The sequence below is a fragment of the Caloramator sp. CAR-1 genome (assembly GCF_030546345.1).
In the GTDB taxonomy this organism is placed as follows: domain Bacteria; phylum Bacillota; class Clostridia; order Clostridiales; family Caloramatoraceae; genus Caloramator; species Caloramator australicus.
In genome coordinates this window covers 25,193-42,896 of the sequence record NZ_JAUONW010000019.1, presented here as the reverse complement: position 1 = coordinate 42,896, position 17,704 = coordinate 25,193, and the positions used below count along the sequence as shown (strand labels likewise).

The 17,704-nt window shown below is 32.9% G+C and carries 18 protein-coding genes; 16 read left to right on the top strand and 2 right to left on the bottom strand.

Features of this window, described 5'->3' with window-relative positions; all coding sequences use genetic code 11:
• Positions 1-705, top strand: coding sequence for an NAD-dependent protein deacylase (locus tag Q3V94_RS06625; protein WP_303526178.1), 705 nt, complete (start codon positions 1-3; stop codon positions 703-705).
• Here the strand turns inward: Q3V94_RS06625 and Q3V94_RS06620 are convergent.
• Complete coding sequence (locus tag Q3V94_RS06620) at positions 695-1,363, bottom strand: hydrolase (RefSeq protein WP_274767159.1); 669 nt, start codon at positions 1,361-1,363, stop codon at positions 695-697. The genes Q3V94_RS06625 and Q3V94_RS06620 overlap by 11 nt on opposite strands.
• Before the next feature lie 461 nt (positions 1,364-1,824).
• On the opposite strand from Q3V94_RS06620, the gene Q3V94_RS06615 reads away from it, so the two are divergent.
• From Q3V94_RS06615 to Q3V94_RS06570, 10 genes are all read left to right on the top strand, one after another.
• On the top strand, positions 1,825-2,172 hold the full coding sequence (locus tag Q3V94_RS06615) for a helix-turn-helix transcriptional regulator (protein ID WP_008908531.1): 348 nt from the start codon (positions 1,825-1,827) through the stop codon (positions 2,170-2,172).
• An 11-nt stretch (positions 2,173-2,183) separates the two neighbouring features.
• Complete coding sequence (locus Q3V94_RS06610) at positions 2,184-2,894, top strand: metallophosphoesterase (RefSeq protein WP_303526175.1); 711 nt, start codon at positions 2,184-2,186, stop codon at positions 2,892-2,894.
• Between the two features lie 16 nt (positions 2,895-2,910).
• On the top strand, positions 2,911-3,945 hold the full coding sequence (gene arsB, locus Q3V94_RS06605) for an ACR3 family arsenite efflux transporter (RefSeq protein ID WP_303526172.1): 1,035 nt from the start codon (positions 2,911-2,913) through the stop codon (positions 3,943-3,945).
• A 511-nt stretch (positions 3,946-4,456) separates the two neighbouring features.
• The gene (locus tag Q3V94_RS06600) at positions 4,457-4,753 is read left to right on the top strand and encodes a metalloregulator ArsR/SmtB family transcription factor (RefSeq protein WP_008907531.1); all 297 of its coding nucleotides are present in this window, start codon (positions 4,457-4,459) and stop codon (positions 4,751-4,753) included.
• Positions 4,754-4,764: 11 nt separating this feature from the next.
• Complete coding sequence (locus Q3V94_RS06595; RefSeq protein ID WP_008907530.1) at positions 4,765-4,998, top strand: thioredoxin family protein; 234 nt, start codon at positions 4,765-4,767, stop codon at positions 4,996-4,998.
• A 48-nt stretch (positions 4,999-5,046) separates the two neighbouring features.
• Positions 5,047-6,051 (top strand): permease, encoded by a 1,005-nt coding sequence (locus Q3V94_RS06590; protein WP_008907529.1) that lies wholly within the window; start codon positions 5,047-5,049, stop codon positions 6,049-6,051.
• A gap of 549 nt (positions 6,052-6,600) precedes the next feature.
• Complete coding sequence (locus Q3V94_RS06585; protein ID WP_303526170.1) at positions 6,601-6,990, top strand: DUF302 domain-containing protein; 390 nt, start codon at positions 6,601-6,603, stop codon at positions 6,988-6,990.
• Between the two features lie 104 nt (positions 6,991-7,094).
• Positions 7,095-7,856: a threonine/serine exporter ThrE family protein gene (locus Q3V94_RS06580; protein ID WP_303526168.1), complete on the top strand. Its 762-nt coding sequence runs from the start codon at positions 7,095-7,097 to the stop codon at positions 7,854-7,856.
• The gene (locus tag Q3V94_RS06575) at positions 7,853-8,302 is read left to right on the top strand and encodes a threonine/serine exporter family protein (protein ID WP_008907526.1); all 450 of its coding nucleotides are present in this window, start codon (positions 7,853-7,855) and stop codon (positions 8,300-8,302) included. Before Q3V94_RS06580 ends, Q3V94_RS06575 begins: the two co-directional genes overlap by 4 nt.
• Before the next feature lie 171 nt (positions 8,303-8,473).
• Entirely contained in the window at positions 8,474-10,807 is a 2,334-nt protein-coding gene (locus Q3V94_RS06570) for a glycoside hydrolase family 31 protein (RefSeq protein WP_303526164.1), read from the top strand.
• A gap of 140 nt (positions 10,808-10,947) precedes the next feature.
• On the opposite strand, the gene Q3V94_RS06565 is transcribed toward Q3V94_RS06570, so the two are convergent.
• The gene (locus Q3V94_RS06565) at positions 10,948-11,514 is read right to left on the bottom strand and encodes a class I SAM-dependent methyltransferase (protein WP_303526163.1); all 567 of its coding nucleotides are present in this window, start codon (positions 11,512-11,514) and stop codon (positions 10,948-10,950) included.
• Between the two features lie 283 nt (positions 11,515-11,797).
• On the opposite strand from Q3V94_RS06565, the gene Q3V94_RS06560 reads away from it, so the two are divergent.
• The 5 genes from Q3V94_RS06560 to Q3V94_RS06540 are packed head-to-tail and all read left to right on the top strand — an operon-like array spanning position 11,798 to position 17,699.
• The gene (locus tag Q3V94_RS06560; protein WP_303526162.1) at positions 11,798-13,225 is read left to right on the top strand and encodes an ABC transporter substrate-binding protein; all 1,428 of its coding nucleotides are present in this window, start codon (positions 11,798-11,800) and stop codon (positions 13,223-13,225) included.
• 60 nt (positions 13,226-13,285) lie between these two features.
• On the top strand, positions 13,286-14,257 hold the full coding sequence (locus Q3V94_RS06555; protein WP_303526160.1) for a carbohydrate ABC transporter permease: 972 nt from the start codon (positions 13,286-13,288) through the stop codon (positions 14,255-14,257).
• Positions 14,241-15,080, top strand: coding sequence for a carbohydrate ABC transporter permease (locus Q3V94_RS06550; protein ID WP_303526159.1), 840 nt, complete (start codon positions 14,241-14,243; stop codon positions 15,078-15,080). Before Q3V94_RS06555 ends, Q3V94_RS06550 begins: the two co-directional genes overlap by 17 nt.
• Positions 15,081-15,100: 20 nt before the next feature.
• Complete coding sequence (locus Q3V94_RS06545) at positions 15,101-16,654, top strand: glycoside hydrolase family 43 protein (RefSeq protein WP_303526157.1); 1,554 nt, start codon at positions 15,101-15,103, stop codon at positions 16,652-16,654.
• A 22-nt stretch (positions 16,655-16,676) separates the two neighbouring features.
• On the top strand, positions 16,677-17,699 hold the full coding sequence (locus tag Q3V94_RS06540; protein WP_303526155.1) for a LacI family DNA-binding transcriptional regulator: 1,023 nt from the start codon (positions 16,677-16,679) through the stop codon (positions 17,697-17,699).
• Positions 17,700-17,704: the final 5 nt, after the last annotated feature.

Below are 17,704 nucleotides of genomic sequence, written 5' to 3'. Positions count from 1 at the left end.
GTGAAAGAAATTGATAAAGCAAGGGAAGCTATCAAAAATGCCCAATATATTGTTTTCTTTGGTGGGGCTGGAACATCTACAGAATCAGGAATACCAGACTTTAGAGGTGACAAGGGCTTATACAAAAAAACATTTATGGGATATAATCCGGAAGAAATATTGCATATAGATTTTGTCCTTAAGCATCCTAAAATATTTTATTCCTTTTTACAGGAGAAACTATCCTTTGATGTTGAACCTAATGATGGACATAGGGTATTAGTTGAGCTTGAAAAATTAGGTAAATTAAAAGCTATAATTACTCAAAACATAGATGGACTACACCAGAAGGCTGGTTCTAAGGAAGTTGTAGAACTTCATGGCAGTTTAAGAGAATATTACTGTATGGGATGCGGCAGGGAGGATGATAAATTTTTTATATGTGACTGTGGAGGGATAGTAAGGCCTAATATAATCCTATATGGTGAAGTCCTAGATCCAGACAAAATATCAAGGGCTGTCCATCATATTAAGAGGGCGGATGTTCTAATAGTTGCAGGAACAAGTTTAACCGTTTATCCAGCAAATTCTCTTTTAGATTATTTTAATGGAGATGAGGCTATTTTTATAAACACAAGTCCAACACCTTTTGATTCTATGGCAACTATAATAATTAGAAAACCTTTTTCAATAGCGATGAAGGAAATTGTGCCTTTTAAAATGTAGTTCTGTATTTATCCATGATTTTTCCAAATATTTCACCAGTAGTTGGAGGAGTATAGGTTATTGCGTTTGCACCAGCCTTTATTGTTTCCCTTATTGTTTCGTCATTCGGGCCTCCTGTTGCTATAATGGGCACATGGGGGAACTCCTCCCTTATCCTTCTTACGATGTTAGGTGTATTAGCAGCTCCTGAAACATTAAAAATGCTTGCACCAGCCTCTATCCTCCCTCTAAAGTCTTCCTTTTCAGAAACCACCGTGACTACTATAGGTATATCTATTTCTTCCCTCATAGCTTTTATTAATTCATTAGGTGTTGGTGCGTTTACTACAACGCCAATTGCACCTTGGAATTCAACATGTCTTGCAATTCTTATTGCCCTTTTTCCAGTAGTTATGCCTCCGCCTACACCACAAAATACTGGAACTTCTGAAACGTTAAGTATAGCCTCTGCAATAACCGGCTGTGGAGTAAAGGGATAAACGGCAATTACTGCATCTGCGTTTGTGTTTCTTATGATTGCGACATCGGTTGAAAATATTAAAGACTTAATTCTTCTACCAAATACTATAATTCCACTTGCTTCCCTTATAACCTGGGGAACTTCAATAATGTTATTGCGCAATATACCCTTTATTTCTGGAATATATTTATCCGGCATATTCATTCCTCCCATTTTTAGCCTTTTTGATATTTTATACCAGCTTTAAAATTAAATAAAGAAAAAAATTATAACAAACTTCTACATGGAATATTTACTTTACTATTACAATATGATAATATGATTATATAATCATATCAGATTGTAGACAAACTCTCATTGGTGTTTAGACTTTGCAAGAGCCCCGTGAATGGATTTCAAAAAGGCATCTCTCATAAGCTCTAGCAATTCTTGCTTTTCGACTTTTCAAAAGTCCGTAATTCTGCACACGGACGTGCAGAGCCGAGTGGCCGACACGGATGTCGGCTCACGAGGGTAGGACTTTTGAAAACAAAGAAAAGCTTAGAATTGCTTAGCGAAATGAGCGAATGCCAAGGAAATCCTTCACGGGGCTTATCAAAAAACAACTTTTTCAACAGTCTGAATATGATTATATAATCATATAACAAAGAGGTGCTTTTATGGAACTTGTAGAGATATTAAAAGAAGTTGCAGATGAAACGCGACTTAGAATATTAAACCTTTTAAAAGGTGAAGAGCTTTGCGTCTGTGAAATTGAAAAATTACTTAATCTAACTCAATCGAATGCATCAAGACATCTTACAAGATTGAGTAGAAGCAAGATGATAACTGGAACCAAAAAACAGCAATATGTTTACTATAGGTTAAATGAAGAAATATTAAATAAATATCCATTTTTAAAGGAATTACTATTCCATGAAACAGAAAAGGTTAAAAAGCTGAAGGAAGAATATGAAAACCTTTTAAAATTTAAAGCCCAAGGTAAAGGCTGCGATAATTTAGATTAAGGAGGATTTTTATGAGAATTGCAGTTATTTCTGACATTCACAGCAATTTATTAGCCCTAAAGGCTGTATTAGAAGATATAAAGGAAAGGGGGGTTGACATTACAGTTTGCACAGGGGATTTAGTTGGATACTGCACTTATCCTAATGAGGTAATTGAACTTTTAAGGGAAAAAAATATTCTAACGATTATGGGAAATTACGATGATGCAGTTGGCTATGAAAAGTTTATTTGTGGTTGTGACTATCCAGATCCAAAGGATATGGAGAATGCCTCTATTTCGTTAAATTATACAATTGAAACGGTAACTGAAGAAAATAAAAGATTTTTAAGGGAACTTCCATTAGAAATGGTTTTAAAATTTGAGGGTAAGAATATTATGTTTGTTCATGGAAGCCCAAGAAGAATTAACGAATATTTAAAGGAGAATTCTAAGGAAGCAGAAGAGGTTATGGGCGAGTTTAAATATGATGCTTTAGTTTGTGGACATACACATATTCCTTATGTTAAGAAATATAAAGATAAATATCTTATAAATGCAGGTAGTGTTGGAAAGCCCAAAAATGGGAGTCCAAATGCTAACTATATTATAATAAACGTAGGGGAAGAGTTAGATGTTGAAATCCATTCTGTTCCTTATGATTATGAAACTGTTGCAGAAGAAATTTTAAAAAATGGACTTCCAGAAAAGTTCGCTGAAAATATAAGAACAGGAAAAGCATAATTAAGGGGGAGTTTTTATGGCTAAAAAGGGTTTAAGTTTATTCGAAAGATATTTAAGTATATGGGTTGCACTTTGTATCGTCGCTGGAGTCTTAATTGGGCAGTATATTCCATCCATTCCTAAATTCTTAAGTAGAATGGAATATGCCCATGTATCAATTCCAGTTGCAGTATTAATTTGGCTTATGATTTATCCTATGATGCTTAAAATTGACTTTTCAAGCGTTAAAAAGATAGGGCAAAAACCAAAGGGACTTATTGTAACTTGGGTTACAAACTGGCTTATAAAACCCTTTACAATGTATTTAATTGCATATTTCTTTTTAAAAATAGTATTTAAAGCGTATATTCCTGAAAACCTATCGACAGAATACCTTGCAGGTGCAGTATTGCTTGGTGCGGCACCATGCACAGCAATGGTGTTCGTATGGAGCTATTTAACAAACGGAGATCCAGCCTATACGCTTGTTCAAGTTGCAACAAACGACCTTATAATTTTATTTGCTTTTACTCCAATTGTAGCATTTTTACTTGGTGTTTCGAATGTTAGAGTTCCATATGATACTTTGATTTTATCAACTATTCTATTTGTTGTAATTCCACTTACCTTTGGATATTTTACACGAAAGAGGGTTATTGCTAGTAAGGGAATAGATTATTTTGAAAATGTATTTTTAAAGAAATTTGATAATATAACTATAATCGGACTTTTATTGACACTAGTGATTATATTCTCATTCCAAGGTGAAATAATTGTAAATAATCCATTCCACATACTTTTAATAGCTGTTCCACTTACAATTCAAACCTTTTTAATATTCTTCATAGCTTATGGCTGGTCAAAGGTTTGGAAGCTTCCACACGATATTGCAGCACCAGCAGCTATGATTGGAGCAAGCAACTTCTTTGAGCTTGCAGTTGCAGTTGCAATATCCTTATTCGGACTTACATCTGGAGCAGCCCTTGCGACGGTTGTAGGTGTTTTAACAGAAGTTCCAATCATGTTAACATTAGTTAGAATTGCTAATGCTACAAGGAGTTATTTTTCATAAAAACGCAAAAAACTTAAACTTAAGTGCCAGGCACTTAAGTTTAAGTTTTTTTAGCAGCAGCAACCAGTTTGAACTATTGCTGGTTTTCCATCAGATATTGTAATTTCAATGTTTCTTATAAATGGCTTTATACTATTTTCAGCGACGAATTTTATTCCTTCTATTTCAACAACTTCGTCTAAATTGCGTTGTTCATCCAGAACAACATCAAAAACAGGACCAGCTCAACCAAAATCAACAACTTCAAATCTTATTGCAGATTTACCTTCCTTTGCAAGAATATCTTTTATTTGTTCCGCTATTTCCTTAGAAATTTTTATATCCACATTAGTCCCTCCCTTTTATTAGTATTGAAATTATGTATTATATTATTCATTATAATAGAATTTTTCAATATATAAAAGAAATTTATTTAGTTTTTATTGACATTTAAAACCAAAAGTTTTAGAATATAAGCAAATACTAAAATAATAATTTATTTCAACTTTACATTTTTAAAAGGAGGCTTAGAATGACAAAGGATGAACTTGTTGTAAAGATTTTTAAAGCTTTAGGCCATCCAATTAGATACAAGATAATAAATTATCTTCTTGATGGTCCTAAATGTGTTTGCGTATTAAACCAAGATATAGAATTTAGCCAATCAAATCTTTCGCAGCATCTTAGAATATTAAAGGATGCAGGAATTGTAAAGAGTGAAAAGGTTGGATTAAATATACATTATAGTCTTGCGGACGAAGAAATAAAGGACTTAATATCTATCGCTCGTCAAATCATTGATAATAAATTTCAAAAACTTAAGGATTAGGAGGGCTAACTATGATAATCAAAATCTTAGGTTCTGGTTGTGCAAACTGTAAAAAACTTGAGGAAAACACAAAAAAAGCAGTTGAAGAGCTTGGAATTCAAGCAGAAATCCAAAAGGTTGAAGATTTTAAGGAAATCATGAAGTATGGTGTTATGAGAACACCTGCACTTGTTGTTGATGAAAAGGTAAAATCCTTTGGTAAGGTTTTAACTGCAGAAGAAGTTAAAAATATATTAAAAGGATAAGCATGCGATATGCATGCTTAACTTATGTCAAATTAAGGAGGAAAGTATATGGGAATATTTAATTTTATAAACGATCAGTTATTAAAAATGGTATGGCTTTCAAATTTGGTAAGATATTTTGTTGAAAAAGTTTTAGGATTATCTGTGAAGGAGAGAATTGGAGGAAGTATCCACTTCTTTATTTATGACACTATAAAGATTTTTATACTGCTTTCAATCTTAATTTTTATAGTTTCATATATTCAAAGCTATTTTCCTCCCGAGCGAACTAAGAAAATTTTAGGACACATAAAGGGGATAAAGGGAAATATTTTTGGGGCTATGCTTGGAACGATAACACCTTTTTGCAGCTGTTCTAGCATACCTTTATTTATAGGGTTTACTTCAGCAGGACTACCAATAGGCGTAACTTTTTCCTTTTTAATATCATCACCATTAGTTGATTTAGCTTCCTTTCTTCTTTTAATGTCCTTTTTTGGTCCTAAAATAGCAATTGCTTATGTTATATTTGGTTTAGTTCTTGCAGTAATAGGTGGAACTTTGATAGATAAAATGAATCTTGAAAAATATGTTGAAGGTTATGTTAGGGAAATCGAAAATGTTGATATTGAAGTTCCAGAGATGACAAGAAAAGAAAGAATAGATTATGCAAAGGATCAGGTAAAAGAAATAATAGGTAGAGTCTGGCTTTATATTTTAATTGGTGTTGGAATTGGTGCTACAATTCATAACTGGATTCCACAAAATGTAATTGAAAAGATAATAGGTTCAGATAATCCCTTTGCTGTAATTTTAGCAACTATAGTCGGCGTTCCAATGTATGCTGATATTTTTGGAACATTACCAATTGCAGAAGCATTATTCATGAAGGGGATAGGGGTTGGAACAATCCTTTCCTTCATGATGGCGGTAACAGCGCTCTCCTTACCTTCCATGATTATGTTAAGTAAGGTAGTAAAACCAAAACTACTTGGAATTTTTATAACAATAGTAACATTAGGGATAATTATAATTGGATATTTATTTAACGCAATTTCATATTTGTTTGTATAAAAGGTGCGCTTTTGCCTGCGTGAAAATGGAGAGATCGTAAAAAAGGTTGCATGTTAGATAAAGAATATATATTAAATTTCATAAATGAATTAATTTAGAAAGCGAATTTAATAAAAAAGGCTGTCCAGTTTTGGATAGTCTCAGACTGTTGAAAAAGTTATTTTTGATAAGCCCTGTGAAGGATTCCCCTGGCATTCGCTCATTTCGCTAAGCAATTCTAAGCTTTTCTTTGTTTTCAAAAGTCCTACCCTCGTGAGCCGACATCCGTGTCGGCCACTCGGCTCTGCACGTCCATGTGCAGAATTACGAACTTTTGAAAAGTCGAAAAGCAAGAATTGCTAAAGCTCATGAGAGATGCCTTTTCTAATCCTTCCAGGGCTCTTGCAAAGTCTGAAAACCAAAGAAGGTTTGTCTACAATCTGAGACTATCTTGTTTTGGACAGTCTTAAAATTTTATTATACACTTAAGCTGCTAATTATTGTATAATTATACTATAGATAAACAAAATATTAAGTAGCATCCAAAAATTAATATTAAGGAGTGATGCTATGGATAAATTTATTTATGAAATTGAAGTTAATAAGAGGTATGAAGATGTTCTGGACGAAATTGCTGAAAAGCTCGAAAAAGCAAAGTTTGGTGTAATTTGGAGATTAAATTTTCAAGATAAGTTAAAGGAAAAGGGAGTTGCATATGATGGTAACTTTACTATTTTAGAGGTATGCAACCCTTACAAGGCTAAGGAAGTCCTTGAAAAGGACATAAAGGTTGGATATTTTTTACCTTGTAAAATAGCTGTGTATGAGCAAGATGATAAGGTAAAAGTAGGATTTATGGATCCTGAATACATATTAAAAGATTTTGAAAGTGAAGGATTAAATGAAATAGCAAAGCATGTTAAAGAAACTATAATTTCAATTATTAATAACTTAAAATAGCCGCTCTTGCGGCTTTTGTTTTTTGATAAGATTTTGTTAATTTAGTGTTTACTTTGTTATAATAATAAAAAAATTATGATACAATTAAAAAGGTGGTGATAGAGATGGAATTAAAACAGGTTATGGAAATAACAACAAAGATAGGTGAAATGTTATTAAGTTCCGGTGCGGAAATTTATAGAGTAGAAGACACGATGAAAAGAATAGCAAAATCTTATGAAGTTGAACTTGACAGTTTTGTTATGCCAACTGGATTTTCGGCAACAGGTAAAACACATGATGGAAGGATTATTACATGTGTTAAAAGAATAAAGGATAGAACCGTTGACCTTCACAGAATAGATCTTTTAAATGATCTTTCAAGACGAATTGAAAACGAAGACCTAAATTATGATGAGATAATAGGTGAGGTTGAAAAGATAAGAAAATTACCTTATTTTAAGTATCCTTTAAGGGTTTTTAGTGCCGGAATTGTGGCCTTTTCATTTACGCAGCTTTTTAATGGTAAATTATTGGATGCACTTATAGCCTTTATAATAACCTGTATAGTTTATGTAGTAAAAGAAAAGATCTCAAGATTGGGATTTTTTCAGTTTTTTGAATATTTTTTATCGGGTTTCTTGGCAGCTATATTAACATTGATATTTAAAAATTTAATAAATGCTGTAAATTTAGATAAAGTAATTATTGGTTCTATAATGATTTTAGTTCCAGGGATTGCTATGACAAATGCAATAAAGGATGCTTTATACGGAGATCTTATATCGAGTTTTGCAAGATTTGGAGAAGCCCTTTTTATTGCTGCATCAGTAGGAGCTGGAGTAGGATTTGCACTAACATTAGGATTAGGATGGGTGATGCTATGAAGGAATTTTTACTAGCCTTTATCGGAAGTTTTACAGGTGCTATATTATTTAACATAGAAAGATATAATCTATTTTGGGCTGGTCTTTGTGGTGGGTTTGCATGGATAATATATAAAGCTTTATTTGAATATTCCTCAAGGGGAATATATGCTACATTTTTGGCTGCTATCTTTGTAGGACTTTATAGTGAAATAATGGCAAGAAGGCTTAAAACCCCAGCCTATGTTTTTTCAATTCCAGGGATGTATCCTTTAGTTCCAGGAATCATGGCCTTTGATACTATAACTTTGCTTGTATTTGGAAAACTGGAGAAAGGGATAAACAAAGGAATAGAAACAGCAGCAACGGCAGGAGCCATTGCCTTTGGAATACTTCTTGCGTCAAATATTTATCAAATATTGGATAAATTAATCTGTGAAAATTTTAAAAGTGAAACAAAAAAGTAAAAACCTCGCCGTTTGGCGAGGTAATATTAGGGGTTTTATGAATCTATATTAAAGAGGGGGGGTATCTTATGTATGATGCTTGTTTCATCCTACATTTCCATAATAACAGGATAATATTAAAAAAGTATTTAGAGATTGTGAATAAAATGTTAATTTAGGAGGGTTGGGACAATGTTTGGTAAAATTATGTTTTATTTTGTAAAGGATAATAAATTGGAAATACAATTTGAAAATGGTAAAGGTTTTATTGAAGTAATAAAGGATGATATTATAAATGTCTTTTCTCCCCTTAAATATGAAGATCATTTTTCAAGGGCTATAGAGGGCCTAAAGATAGTAAAGACTGATTTTCATGTGAATTATAATAATGATTGCCTAATCCTAAAAACAGACAAGCTAATTGTTAAAATCCATGATGATTTTAAGGTAGATTTCTTTGATAAGGATGGGAAAATTCTTTGCGAAGACTATAGGGAAGACAGAAAGCCATTCATAAGAAGGGGAAATGGCAAAATTGCTGAGGGTGAGGGTATTAAAATAGAAGAAAACTTTAGAAAATATAAAATAGAAATTGTAAAGAAAATGCAAGGCGATGAATACTTTTATGGCTTGGGTGAAAAAACAGGATACTTAAATAAAAGGGGTTATTATTATGAGATGTGGAATACTGATGATCCAAGGCCACATGTTGAAAGCTATGTAAGTTTATATAAATCCATCCCATTTTTTATAACCTTAAGGGAGAATGCATCCTTTGGAATATTTTTTGATAATACCTTTAAAACTTATTTTGACATGGGCAAGGAAAACGGAAGCTATTATTATTTTGCAGCAGATGATGGGAATTTAGACTATTACTTTATTAATGGACCTAAGGTAACTGATGTAGTAGAAGGATATACATATCTTACAGGAAAAACTCCCCTTCCACAGCTTTGGACATTAGGATATCAACAGTCAAGATGGAGTTATTCTCCTAAGGAAAGGGTATTAGAAATTGCCAAAACCTTTAGGGAAAAGGACATCCCATGCGACGTTATTCATCTTGATATTGATTACATGGATGGTTATAGGGTATTTACTTGGGATAAAGTAGCATTTAGTAATCATAAAGAAATGATTAAAGAATTAAAGAATATGGGATTTAAAGTAGTTACAATTATAGATCCAGGGGTAAAAAAAGACAAGGGTTATTTTGTGTATGAAGAGGGACTAAAAAATGGTTATTTTGCAACGGATAAGGATGGCATTCCCTATGTAAATGAGGTTTGGCCAGGAGAAGCCCTGTATCCTGATTTTTCAGATGAATCTGTAAGAAGATGGTGGGCAGAAAAACAAAAGATAATGCTTCAGGATGGAGTTGCTGGTATTTGGAATGATATGAATGAGCCTGCTTCATTTAAGGGACCATTACCTGAGGATGTTCAATTTAAAAACGATGGAAGGCCAACAAATCACCTTGAAATCCATAATGTTTATGGTCACCTTATGTCAAAGGCTACATATGAAGGTATAAAGGACTATACAAATAAAAGACCTTTTGTAATAACAAGGGCATGCTACGCAGGAACACAAAAGTATTCAACGGTTTGGACTGGAGATAATCATAGTTTTTGGGAACATCTTAGGATGGCAGTTCCTATGCTTTTAAATTTAGGTTTATCAGGGATTGCCTTTTGTGGAACTGATGTTGGAGGTTTCCAATTTGATGCAACAGGTGAACTTTTATCAAGATGGGTGCAGCTTGGATGTTTTACCCCTCTTTTTAGAAATCATTCCTGTATTCATACAAGGGATCAAGAGCCATGGGCCTTTGATGAGAAGACAGAGGAGATTAATAGAAAGTATATTAAGTTAAGGTATAAGCTTTTACCATATGTTTATGATTTAATGTATCAATGTGAATTAACTGGTCTACCGCTAATGAGGCCTTTGTTCTTACACTATCAAGATGACAAAAACACATATGAATTAAATGATGAATTCTTGTTTGGCGAGAATATTTTAGTTGCTCCGATCCTTGAACAGGGTAAAAATATAAGGGCGGTTTATCTGCCAGAAGGCACTTGGATAGATTACTGGACTAAGGAAGAATATGAGGGTGGAAAATACATATTAAAGGAAGCACCATTAGATATTTGTCCAATTTTTATTAAAAAAGGAAGCATAATTCCTAATTTTGAAGAACAAAATTATGTTGGGCAAAAGAAAATGAATAAATTGATTTTAGATATTTATCCAGGAGATGGGGCATATTACCACTATAAAGATGACGGTGAGAGCTTTGAATATAAGGAAGGAAAATATAATTTATATAAAATCTCAATGAGATTAAAGGATACTTTGGAAATAAATATCGAAAAAGAACATGAAGGATATGATGATTATGAAGAGCTTGAGCTTATAGTTAACAATTATAACGGAAATGTAGTTGTTAATTCTAAGCAATATAAATTAAACCAAGGGGTAATAAAACTTCAAAAAGAAATACTTACAAAAAAGTAATTTAGCCGGCAAATGCCGGCTTTTTTTAAAAGTAAATCTATGTTAAAGGGGGGAATCAAGACAATTTAATAGTAACAAAACTATATTAAAAAGCTATTGAAAAATTGTTAAGAAAATGTTAATTTGCATAATTCGACAATTTATTTAATAAATTTTAGACCATAATGATGCTTAGAAACTTCAACATATTCTAGTAGTTTAAAACCATTTGACTGAAATAATTCTATAACTTCTTCTTGAGATATCCTATGATCTATAGGTGGTCCATAATTGGTTTCGACTTTTTTCCACTCTATGATAAAAATCTGTCCATCATTGTTTAATGTTCTTTTTATTTCCTTAATATATTTGTTTTTATCTTCTATTTCGTGTAATACGTTTGATAGCATTGCATAATCTATTGATTCGGATTCTATAGGAAATTTATATTCCTCGCAAAGTTTAAATTCTATATTATTTAAACCTTCAGCCCTTTCTTTAGCATGTTCTAGCATTTCAGGCAAAATATCGATTCCAATTGCTCTTCCGTTTGATAATATTTTTGCCGCAGGAATTGTAAAATACCCTATTCCACATCCTATATCTAAAAATGTTCCTGTTCCCTTTGACTTAAGGCCAAATTTTTCAAGGGTTTTATATGGTGGCATATATTTTCTTCTTGTGGGATTATCAAGTTTTTTTAAGTTTTTAGGGTCAAATTTATGCATGGTATCGCCTCCTTTTAAACAATTATAACGGAAAAAGTTAAAAAAGTATACCTTTATTAGGTATAAAATTACAATATTCCCTATAAAACGACAAAAATTAGAAACCGATTTCCTAAATAAATCGAAATCAATGCAACTATCTTATTAGCTTGGAAACAATGTTTCCTAATAATAAAGTTAAAAAAGTTATTGAAATATTTAGAAAAGTATGATAAGATTATTTTGGAAAAGAAACCGGTTTCTTTTTCTGTGTTTATAAAAAAATAAGGGGGAGAGGGTGTTAATGAAAAAACTAATTTCAATGCTTCTTGTTCTTTTGCTTACAGTTAGTGTGTTTAGTGGTTGTGGTAAGACAGAAGAACAAGCAAATTCTAATCAAACTGGTGAAAAGGTTTTAAAGATATGGTCCTTTACTGATGAAATCAAGACGATGGCAGTAGCTTATAGGGGGAAACATCCAGATGTAAAAATCGAATACACCATGATACCAATGACTAATGGGGAATATCAAACTAAGTTAAAATCAGCACTTCAATCGGGTGAAGCACCTGACATTATAGCCCTTGAGGCGTCCTTTGTTAGAGAGTTTATTGAAAGCGACTATTTGGAAGATCTTTCAGATTTACTTCCATTAGCCCAAGAGCTAAGAACATATCAATTTACAATCGACATGGCAACTTATGATGGACAAGTTAAAGCCTATTCATACCAAGCAACTCCAGGTGCAATGTTCTACAGAAGAAGCCTTGCAAAGAAATATTTTGGAACTGATGATCCAGAAAAGATTCAAGAGTTAGTATCTGATATGAAAAAATTTGAAGAGGCAGCTAAAATAGTTAAGGAAAAGTCCAAAGGAAATACTTATATGGTTGCGTCAGTTGGGGATTTTACAAATTTATTTTTTGCTAATAGAGAAAAGCCCTGGGTGGTTGATGGGAAATTATATATTGATCCAAAGGTAGACGAATTGTTTGAGATAGCAAAATCCTTTAGACAAAACGGTTATGAAGCCCAAGCAAATCAATGGCAAGAGGGTTGGTTTGCTGGAATGAACGATTCATTAGTTGACGCAAAGGGTAATCCAAAACAGGTATTTTCATATTTCCTTCCAACTTGGGGACTTCCTTATGTTTTGATGCCAAACTCCTCACCAAAGGAAGTCAAGATCGAAGGATCGGACAAGACTAAGAAGGTAGGAAAGGACACTTCAGGTGACTGGGCGTGCATTAGAGGGCCAATGCCATATCAATGGGGTGGAACTTGGATTGCGGTTGTAAAAGGAACAAAGAATTTAGAACTTGCTAAGGATTTTGTAAAGTTTGCTACATTAGATGAGGAAAACTTAAAGAATTGGGCTCTTGGCGTATATACAAATGAATATCTTAAAAAGATTGATCCAACTATAGGAGATAAACTATCCCAAGGCCCTGGAGACTTTGTATCAAGTCAAAAGGTCGTAGAAGAGATAGTTGATAAGTTTGACGATGCTTCAACATCAAAATTCCTCGCAGGACAAAACTCCTATAGAAGTTTTGCAGAAGCAGCTCCATACATTAGTTTAAAACTTTTACAAGGAACAGATGATGCAATTCAACGTGCACTAAATGACCCTCTTAACAATTATGTGTCTGGTAAAGCGACAAAGGAACAGGCGATAAAACAATTTAAAGAGGCTGTTAAAAATACATTGCCTGATTTAATAGTTGAATAAGAATTTTTGATGAGAACTGCCTTGCGCAGTTCTCATCAAACTAAAAAAGGGGGGTAGGACTTGGAACAGGTTTTAAAAAAGAGGAAACATTCAAAAATTAATAAAAACTATTATGGATATATATTTACAGCGCCTTTTATTATAGGATTTTTACTTTTTAGTCTTTATCCATTGGTATATACTTTTTATTTAAGCTTAACTGATATGACTCTTATGAGTAAAAGTTATAAATTTATTGGATTAGGAAACTTTAAGAAGTTATTTGAAGATAGGTTTTTCATTCAATCATTTTTAAATACATGGAAAATTTGGCTTATAAATTTTATTCCGCAAATTGGAATTGCTATGCTTCTTGCGGTTTGGTTTACAAGCACAAGACTTAAGATAAGATTTGTAGGATTTTGGAGAACAATTTTTTATCTTCCAAACATATTAATGCCAGCAACTATTGCGGTTTTGTTTTTTAATTTGTTTTCATATTATGGCCCAGTTAATCAAATTGGAGTAAGAATAGGACTTTTTAAAGATGCAATAGACTTTTTTAGAAGCAGCACCTGGACTGTTGGCATAGTTGCCTTTATTCAGTGGTGGATGTGGTTTGGAACAACACTGATTATTATAATGGCGGGAATGACTTCTATTTCACCTTCATTTTATGAATCTGCAATGGTGGATGGTGCAAATTCATGGCAAATGTTTACGAAAATAACACTCCCTTTGTTAAGACCAGTCTTGGTTTATATACTTGTAACTTCGTTGGTTGGTGGAATGCAGATGTTTGATATTCCTTATATGTTAACAGATGGTAGAGGTTCTCCAAATGGTTCTATAATGACGATGAATATATTAATGTATATGAAATTTTCAAGCAATAAAGGGCACATTGGTGCTGCTGCAAGTGTTGGGGTTATGATATTTTTGGTAACATGTATTTCAGCGCTAATTATTATTAAGCTCTTAAAAGAAAAGGAGATTAAAAGGGAAATAAAAAGTATAAATAGAGGTGTAAAAGGTTATGAATTACACGGTTAAAACAAAGATTATGAGAGCTTTTATATATTTTATCTTGGTTATATTGTTATTGATATGTGTAGTTCCTTTGTGGATACTACTTGTTAATGCAACTAGATCTACTCCTGAAATACAACAGGGAGTAAGTTTATTGCCGAGTAAAAACCTACTTGTTAACTGGAGAAATTTAACTAATAGAGGTTTTAATATTTGGAGGGGATTTTTCAACAGTGCCTTGATTTCAGTTTCAGTTACTGTTCTAACAGTTTATTTTTCAATGATGTTTGCATATGCAATTCATGTTTATGATTTTGCTTCAAAAAAATTTTTATATTCCTTTATTATTCTATTGGTTATGGTTCCAACTCAAGTTGCTATAATTGGTTTTTATAAATATATGTCTATCTTAAACCTATTAAATAGTTATATTCCTTTGATTGTCCCAGCGATTGCTGCACCAAGTTCGATATTTTTTGCAATTCAATATTTAGAATCAACAATAGTTAAAGAACTTATTGAAGCTGCAAGAATAGATGGATGTAGCGAGCTTACTATATTTCATAAGATAATGCTTCCAATTGCAAAACCTGGGGCAGTTACTATGGGAATTTTTGCCTTTGTAGGTTCATGGAATAATTTCTTTACACCCTTTGTATTAATATCAAAGATGGAAAAGTATACGCTCCCAATGCTTGTGCAAACATTAAGAGGAGACGTTTACAGAACAGAGTATGGAAGCATATATTTAGGACTTGCAGTATCGATTATCCCAATACTAATTGTATACATTTTATTCTCAAGATATATTGTTAATGGAATTGCAATGGGATCGGTTAAAGAATGACGTAAAGGTAGGTGTTTTGAATGATAAAAAATCCTGTTTTAACTGGATTTCATCCTGATCCAAGTATAATCTGTGTTGATGGAACCTTTTATATTGCAAATTCTACTTTTGAATATTTTCCTGGAGTTGTAATATCAAAATCAAAGGATCTTGCCAACTGGGAAAGGGTTAAATCTCCCCTTGATGATTTAAATAAATTAAATATGATAGGAAACCCTAAATCAGGAGGTATTTGGGCTCCATGCCTATCTTATGATGGAAAGTATTTTTATTTAGTATTTACGGATGTTAAAAATTGGGCCTTTGGACCTTTTAAGGATGTTCCAAATTATATTATAAAGGCTCCGACAATCGAAGGGCCATGGAGTGATCCGATTTTTATAAACTGCTCTGGCTTTGACCCATCTTTATTTCATGATGATGATGGAAGAAAATATTTAGTCAATATGGAATGGGATTATAGAAAAGAAGGTAAAGAACAATTTTCAGGTATATTATTAACCGAACTTGACCCTGAAACGCTAAAGCCAATATCGGAACCTGTTAAAATTTTTAAAGGAACGGAACTTGGTCTTGTTGAGGGGCCACATATTTACAAAAGAAATGGCTATTATTATTTAATTACAGCAGAAGGTGGAACTGTATATGACCATGCTGTAACGGTCGCACGTTCAAAAAATATCTATGGACCATATGAATTGCATCCTAATGACCATTTAGTAACTTCGAGATTTAATAAGGATTTATACATTCAAAAGGCAGGACATGGAAGTTTATGTGAAGGGCCGGATGGCAGATGGTGGATTGCTTTTTTGTGCGGTAGGCCAATTAGCGATAAGAGAAGGTGCCCTCTTGGCAGGGAAACATCAATAGCAGAGGTAGTGTGGATCGATGATTGGCCATATTTAAAGGATAAAGGTTTAGAACCTCCATTAGAATTTGAAGGCTATGGTGATAAGCTTGAAAACAAATTATATGAATATAGATTTGACGATGAAAAGTTTAAATATGATTTCATGTCTTTAAGAAGGCCTGCTGAATATGAAATTTTGGAAAATGGAGCTTTAAGGCTTTATGGTAGACAATCCTTGATGTCGAATCATCATCAAAATATTTTAGTTAGAAGACAAACGGATTTTAAATTTGAAGCAGAAACCTGTTTGGAATTTAATTTTAATCATTTTCAAAAGATGGCAGGACTTTTATATAGATATGACGAATTAAATCAATATTTTCTAAGAATATCCTATGATGAAAATAAAGGGGAAAAATGCCTTGGAATCTTGGTTATAAACAATGGTGAATTTTCAATGCCAATAGAAGAGATACCAGTCGGTGATGGGAAGATTTATCTTAAGCTAAAGGTTGAATTTGAAAAGGGTAAGTTCTTTTACTCAAAGGATGGATTAAATTGGAATGAAATTCCTTATGACATTGATGTGACTATATTGTCAGACGAATATGCAAATCCGCTTGGATTTACTGGTGCATTTGTTGGCATGTGTTGCATTGATATGCAGGATTACAGTGCCTACGCAGATTATTATTATTTTAAATATGAATCATTAGAATAATTTAGAAATAGAGGGAGTGCCTATGGTAACAATTTATGATGTTGCAAAGGAAGCAGGATGTTCACCAGCGACGGTTTCAAAAGCTTTTAATAACTATAAATCAGTAAGCGAAAAGACATACAAAAAAATAATGGAGGTTGCAGATAGATTAGGATATACGCCAAACAATAGCGCAAGGGCTCTTGCAACTAAAAAGACATGGCTCATTGGTGTTGTCTTATCTCAGGAACTTCACGCAGGAATTACGCACCCACATTTTAGTGAAATACTTCAAAGCTTTAACTTAAGAGTTAGCGAATATGGCTATGACATTGTATTTATAAGTAAAAGATTTGGGGATAAAGCCTCCTCATACCTTGAACATTGCCTTTATAGGGGTGTAGATGGAGTCTTGCTTGCAGTTGGTGCAAAATTTAGAGAGGAAATTCAATGTCTGTTAGATAGTGATTTAAAATGCGTTTCAGTGGAAGGCTTATACCCTAATGTATATACAGTTATTTCGGATAACAGGATGGGAAGCCTTCAGGCATTAGAGTATCTTTACTTTTTAGGGCATAGAAAAATCGGTCATATTGCCTGCCCCCTCGATAGTGTTGCAGGAAGAGAAAGATTTGAAGCATATAAGGAATTTTTAGAGATGAAGGGATTAGAATATAATTCCAAATATGTAGTTGAAGCTCAGGATTATACTCATGAGGCTGGGAAGGTAGCTGCCCTCGAATTTCTACAAAAAACAATTGATGATCTTCCAACTGCTGTTTTTGTAGCATATGACGATATTGCCTATGTTACTATGACAACTTTTCAGGAAAAGGGAGTAAGAATTCCAGAGGATATTTCGATAATAGGATTTGATAATATTAAACTTTCATCCTTTATGACTCCGCCCCTTACTACAATAGAACAAAATAGAATGCTTATTGGTCAAAAAGCTGCAGATGTTTTAGTGAGCCTAATTGAAGATAAACCTATCGATGAGTCCTATGAAATTAGAATACCTACAAGACTAATAATGAGAAATAGCTGCATGCGGATCAGCGATTAATGGAG

What these genes read in the sequence shown, in the direction of transcription:
- Q3V94_RS06620 (WP_274767159.1), bottom strand. Translation starts at nt 1,363, where the DNA reads ATGCCGGATAAATATATTCCAGAAATAAAGGGTATATTGCGCAATAAC.
- Q3V94_RS06615 (WP_008908531.1), top strand. Translation starts at nt 1,825, where the DNA reads ATGGAACTTGTAGAGATATTAAAAGAAGTTGCAGATGAAACGCGACTT.
- Q3V94_RS06610 (WP_303526175.1), top strand. Translation starts at nt 2,184, where the DNA reads ATGAGAATTGCAGTTATTTCTGACATTCACAGCAATTTATTAGCCCTA.
- arsB (WP_303526172.1), top strand. Translation starts at nt 2,911, where the DNA reads ATGGCTAAAAAGGGTTTAAGTTTATTCGAAAGATATTTAAGTATATGG.
- Q3V94_RS06600 (WP_008907531.1), top strand. Translation starts at nt 4,457, where the DNA reads ATGACAAAGGATGAACTTGTTGTAAAGATTTTTAAAGCTTTAGGCCAT.
- Q3V94_RS06595 (WP_008907530.1), top strand. Translation starts at nt 4,765, where the DNA reads ATGATAATCAAAATCTTAGGTTCTGGTTGTGCAAACTGTAAAAAACTT.
- Q3V94_RS06590 (WP_008907529.1), top strand. Translation starts at nt 5,047, where the DNA reads ATGGGAATATTTAATTTTATAAACGATCAGTTATTAAAAATGGTATGG.
- Q3V94_RS06585 (WP_303526170.1), top strand. Translation starts at nt 6,601, where the DNA reads ATGGATAAATTTATTTATGAAATTGAAGTTAATAAGAGGTATGAAGAT.
- Q3V94_RS06580 (WP_303526168.1), top strand. Translation starts at nt 7,095, where the DNA reads ATGGAATTAAAACAGGTTATGGAAATAACAACAAAGATAGGTGAAATG.
- Q3V94_RS06575 (WP_008907526.1), top strand. Translation starts at nt 7,853, where the DNA reads ATGAAGGAATTTTTACTAGCCTTTATCGGAAGTTTTACAGGTGCTATA.
- Q3V94_RS06570 (WP_303526164.1), top strand. Translation starts at nt 8,474, where the DNA reads ATGTTTGGTAAAATTATGTTTTATTTTGTAAAGGATAATAAATTGGAA.
- Q3V94_RS06565 (WP_303526163.1), bottom strand. Translation starts at nt 11,514, where the DNA reads ATGCATAAATTTGACCCTAAAAACTTAAAAAAACTTGATAATCCCACA.
- Q3V94_RS06560 (WP_303526162.1), top strand. Translation starts at nt 11,798, where the DNA reads ATGAAAAAACTAATTTCAATGCTTCTTGTTCTTTTGCTTACAGTTAGT.
- Q3V94_RS06550 (WP_303526159.1), top strand. Translation starts at nt 14,241, where the DNA reads ATGAATTACACGGTTAAAACAAAGATTATGAGAGCTTTTATATATTTT.
- Q3V94_RS06545 (WP_303526157.1), top strand. Translation starts at nt 15,101, where the DNA reads ATGATAAAAAATCCTGTTTTAACTGGATTTCATCCTGATCCAAGTATA.
- Q3V94_RS06540 (WP_303526155.1), top strand. Translation starts at nt 16,677, where the DNA reads ATGGTAACAATTTATGATGTTGCAAAGGAAGCAGGATGTTCACCAGCG.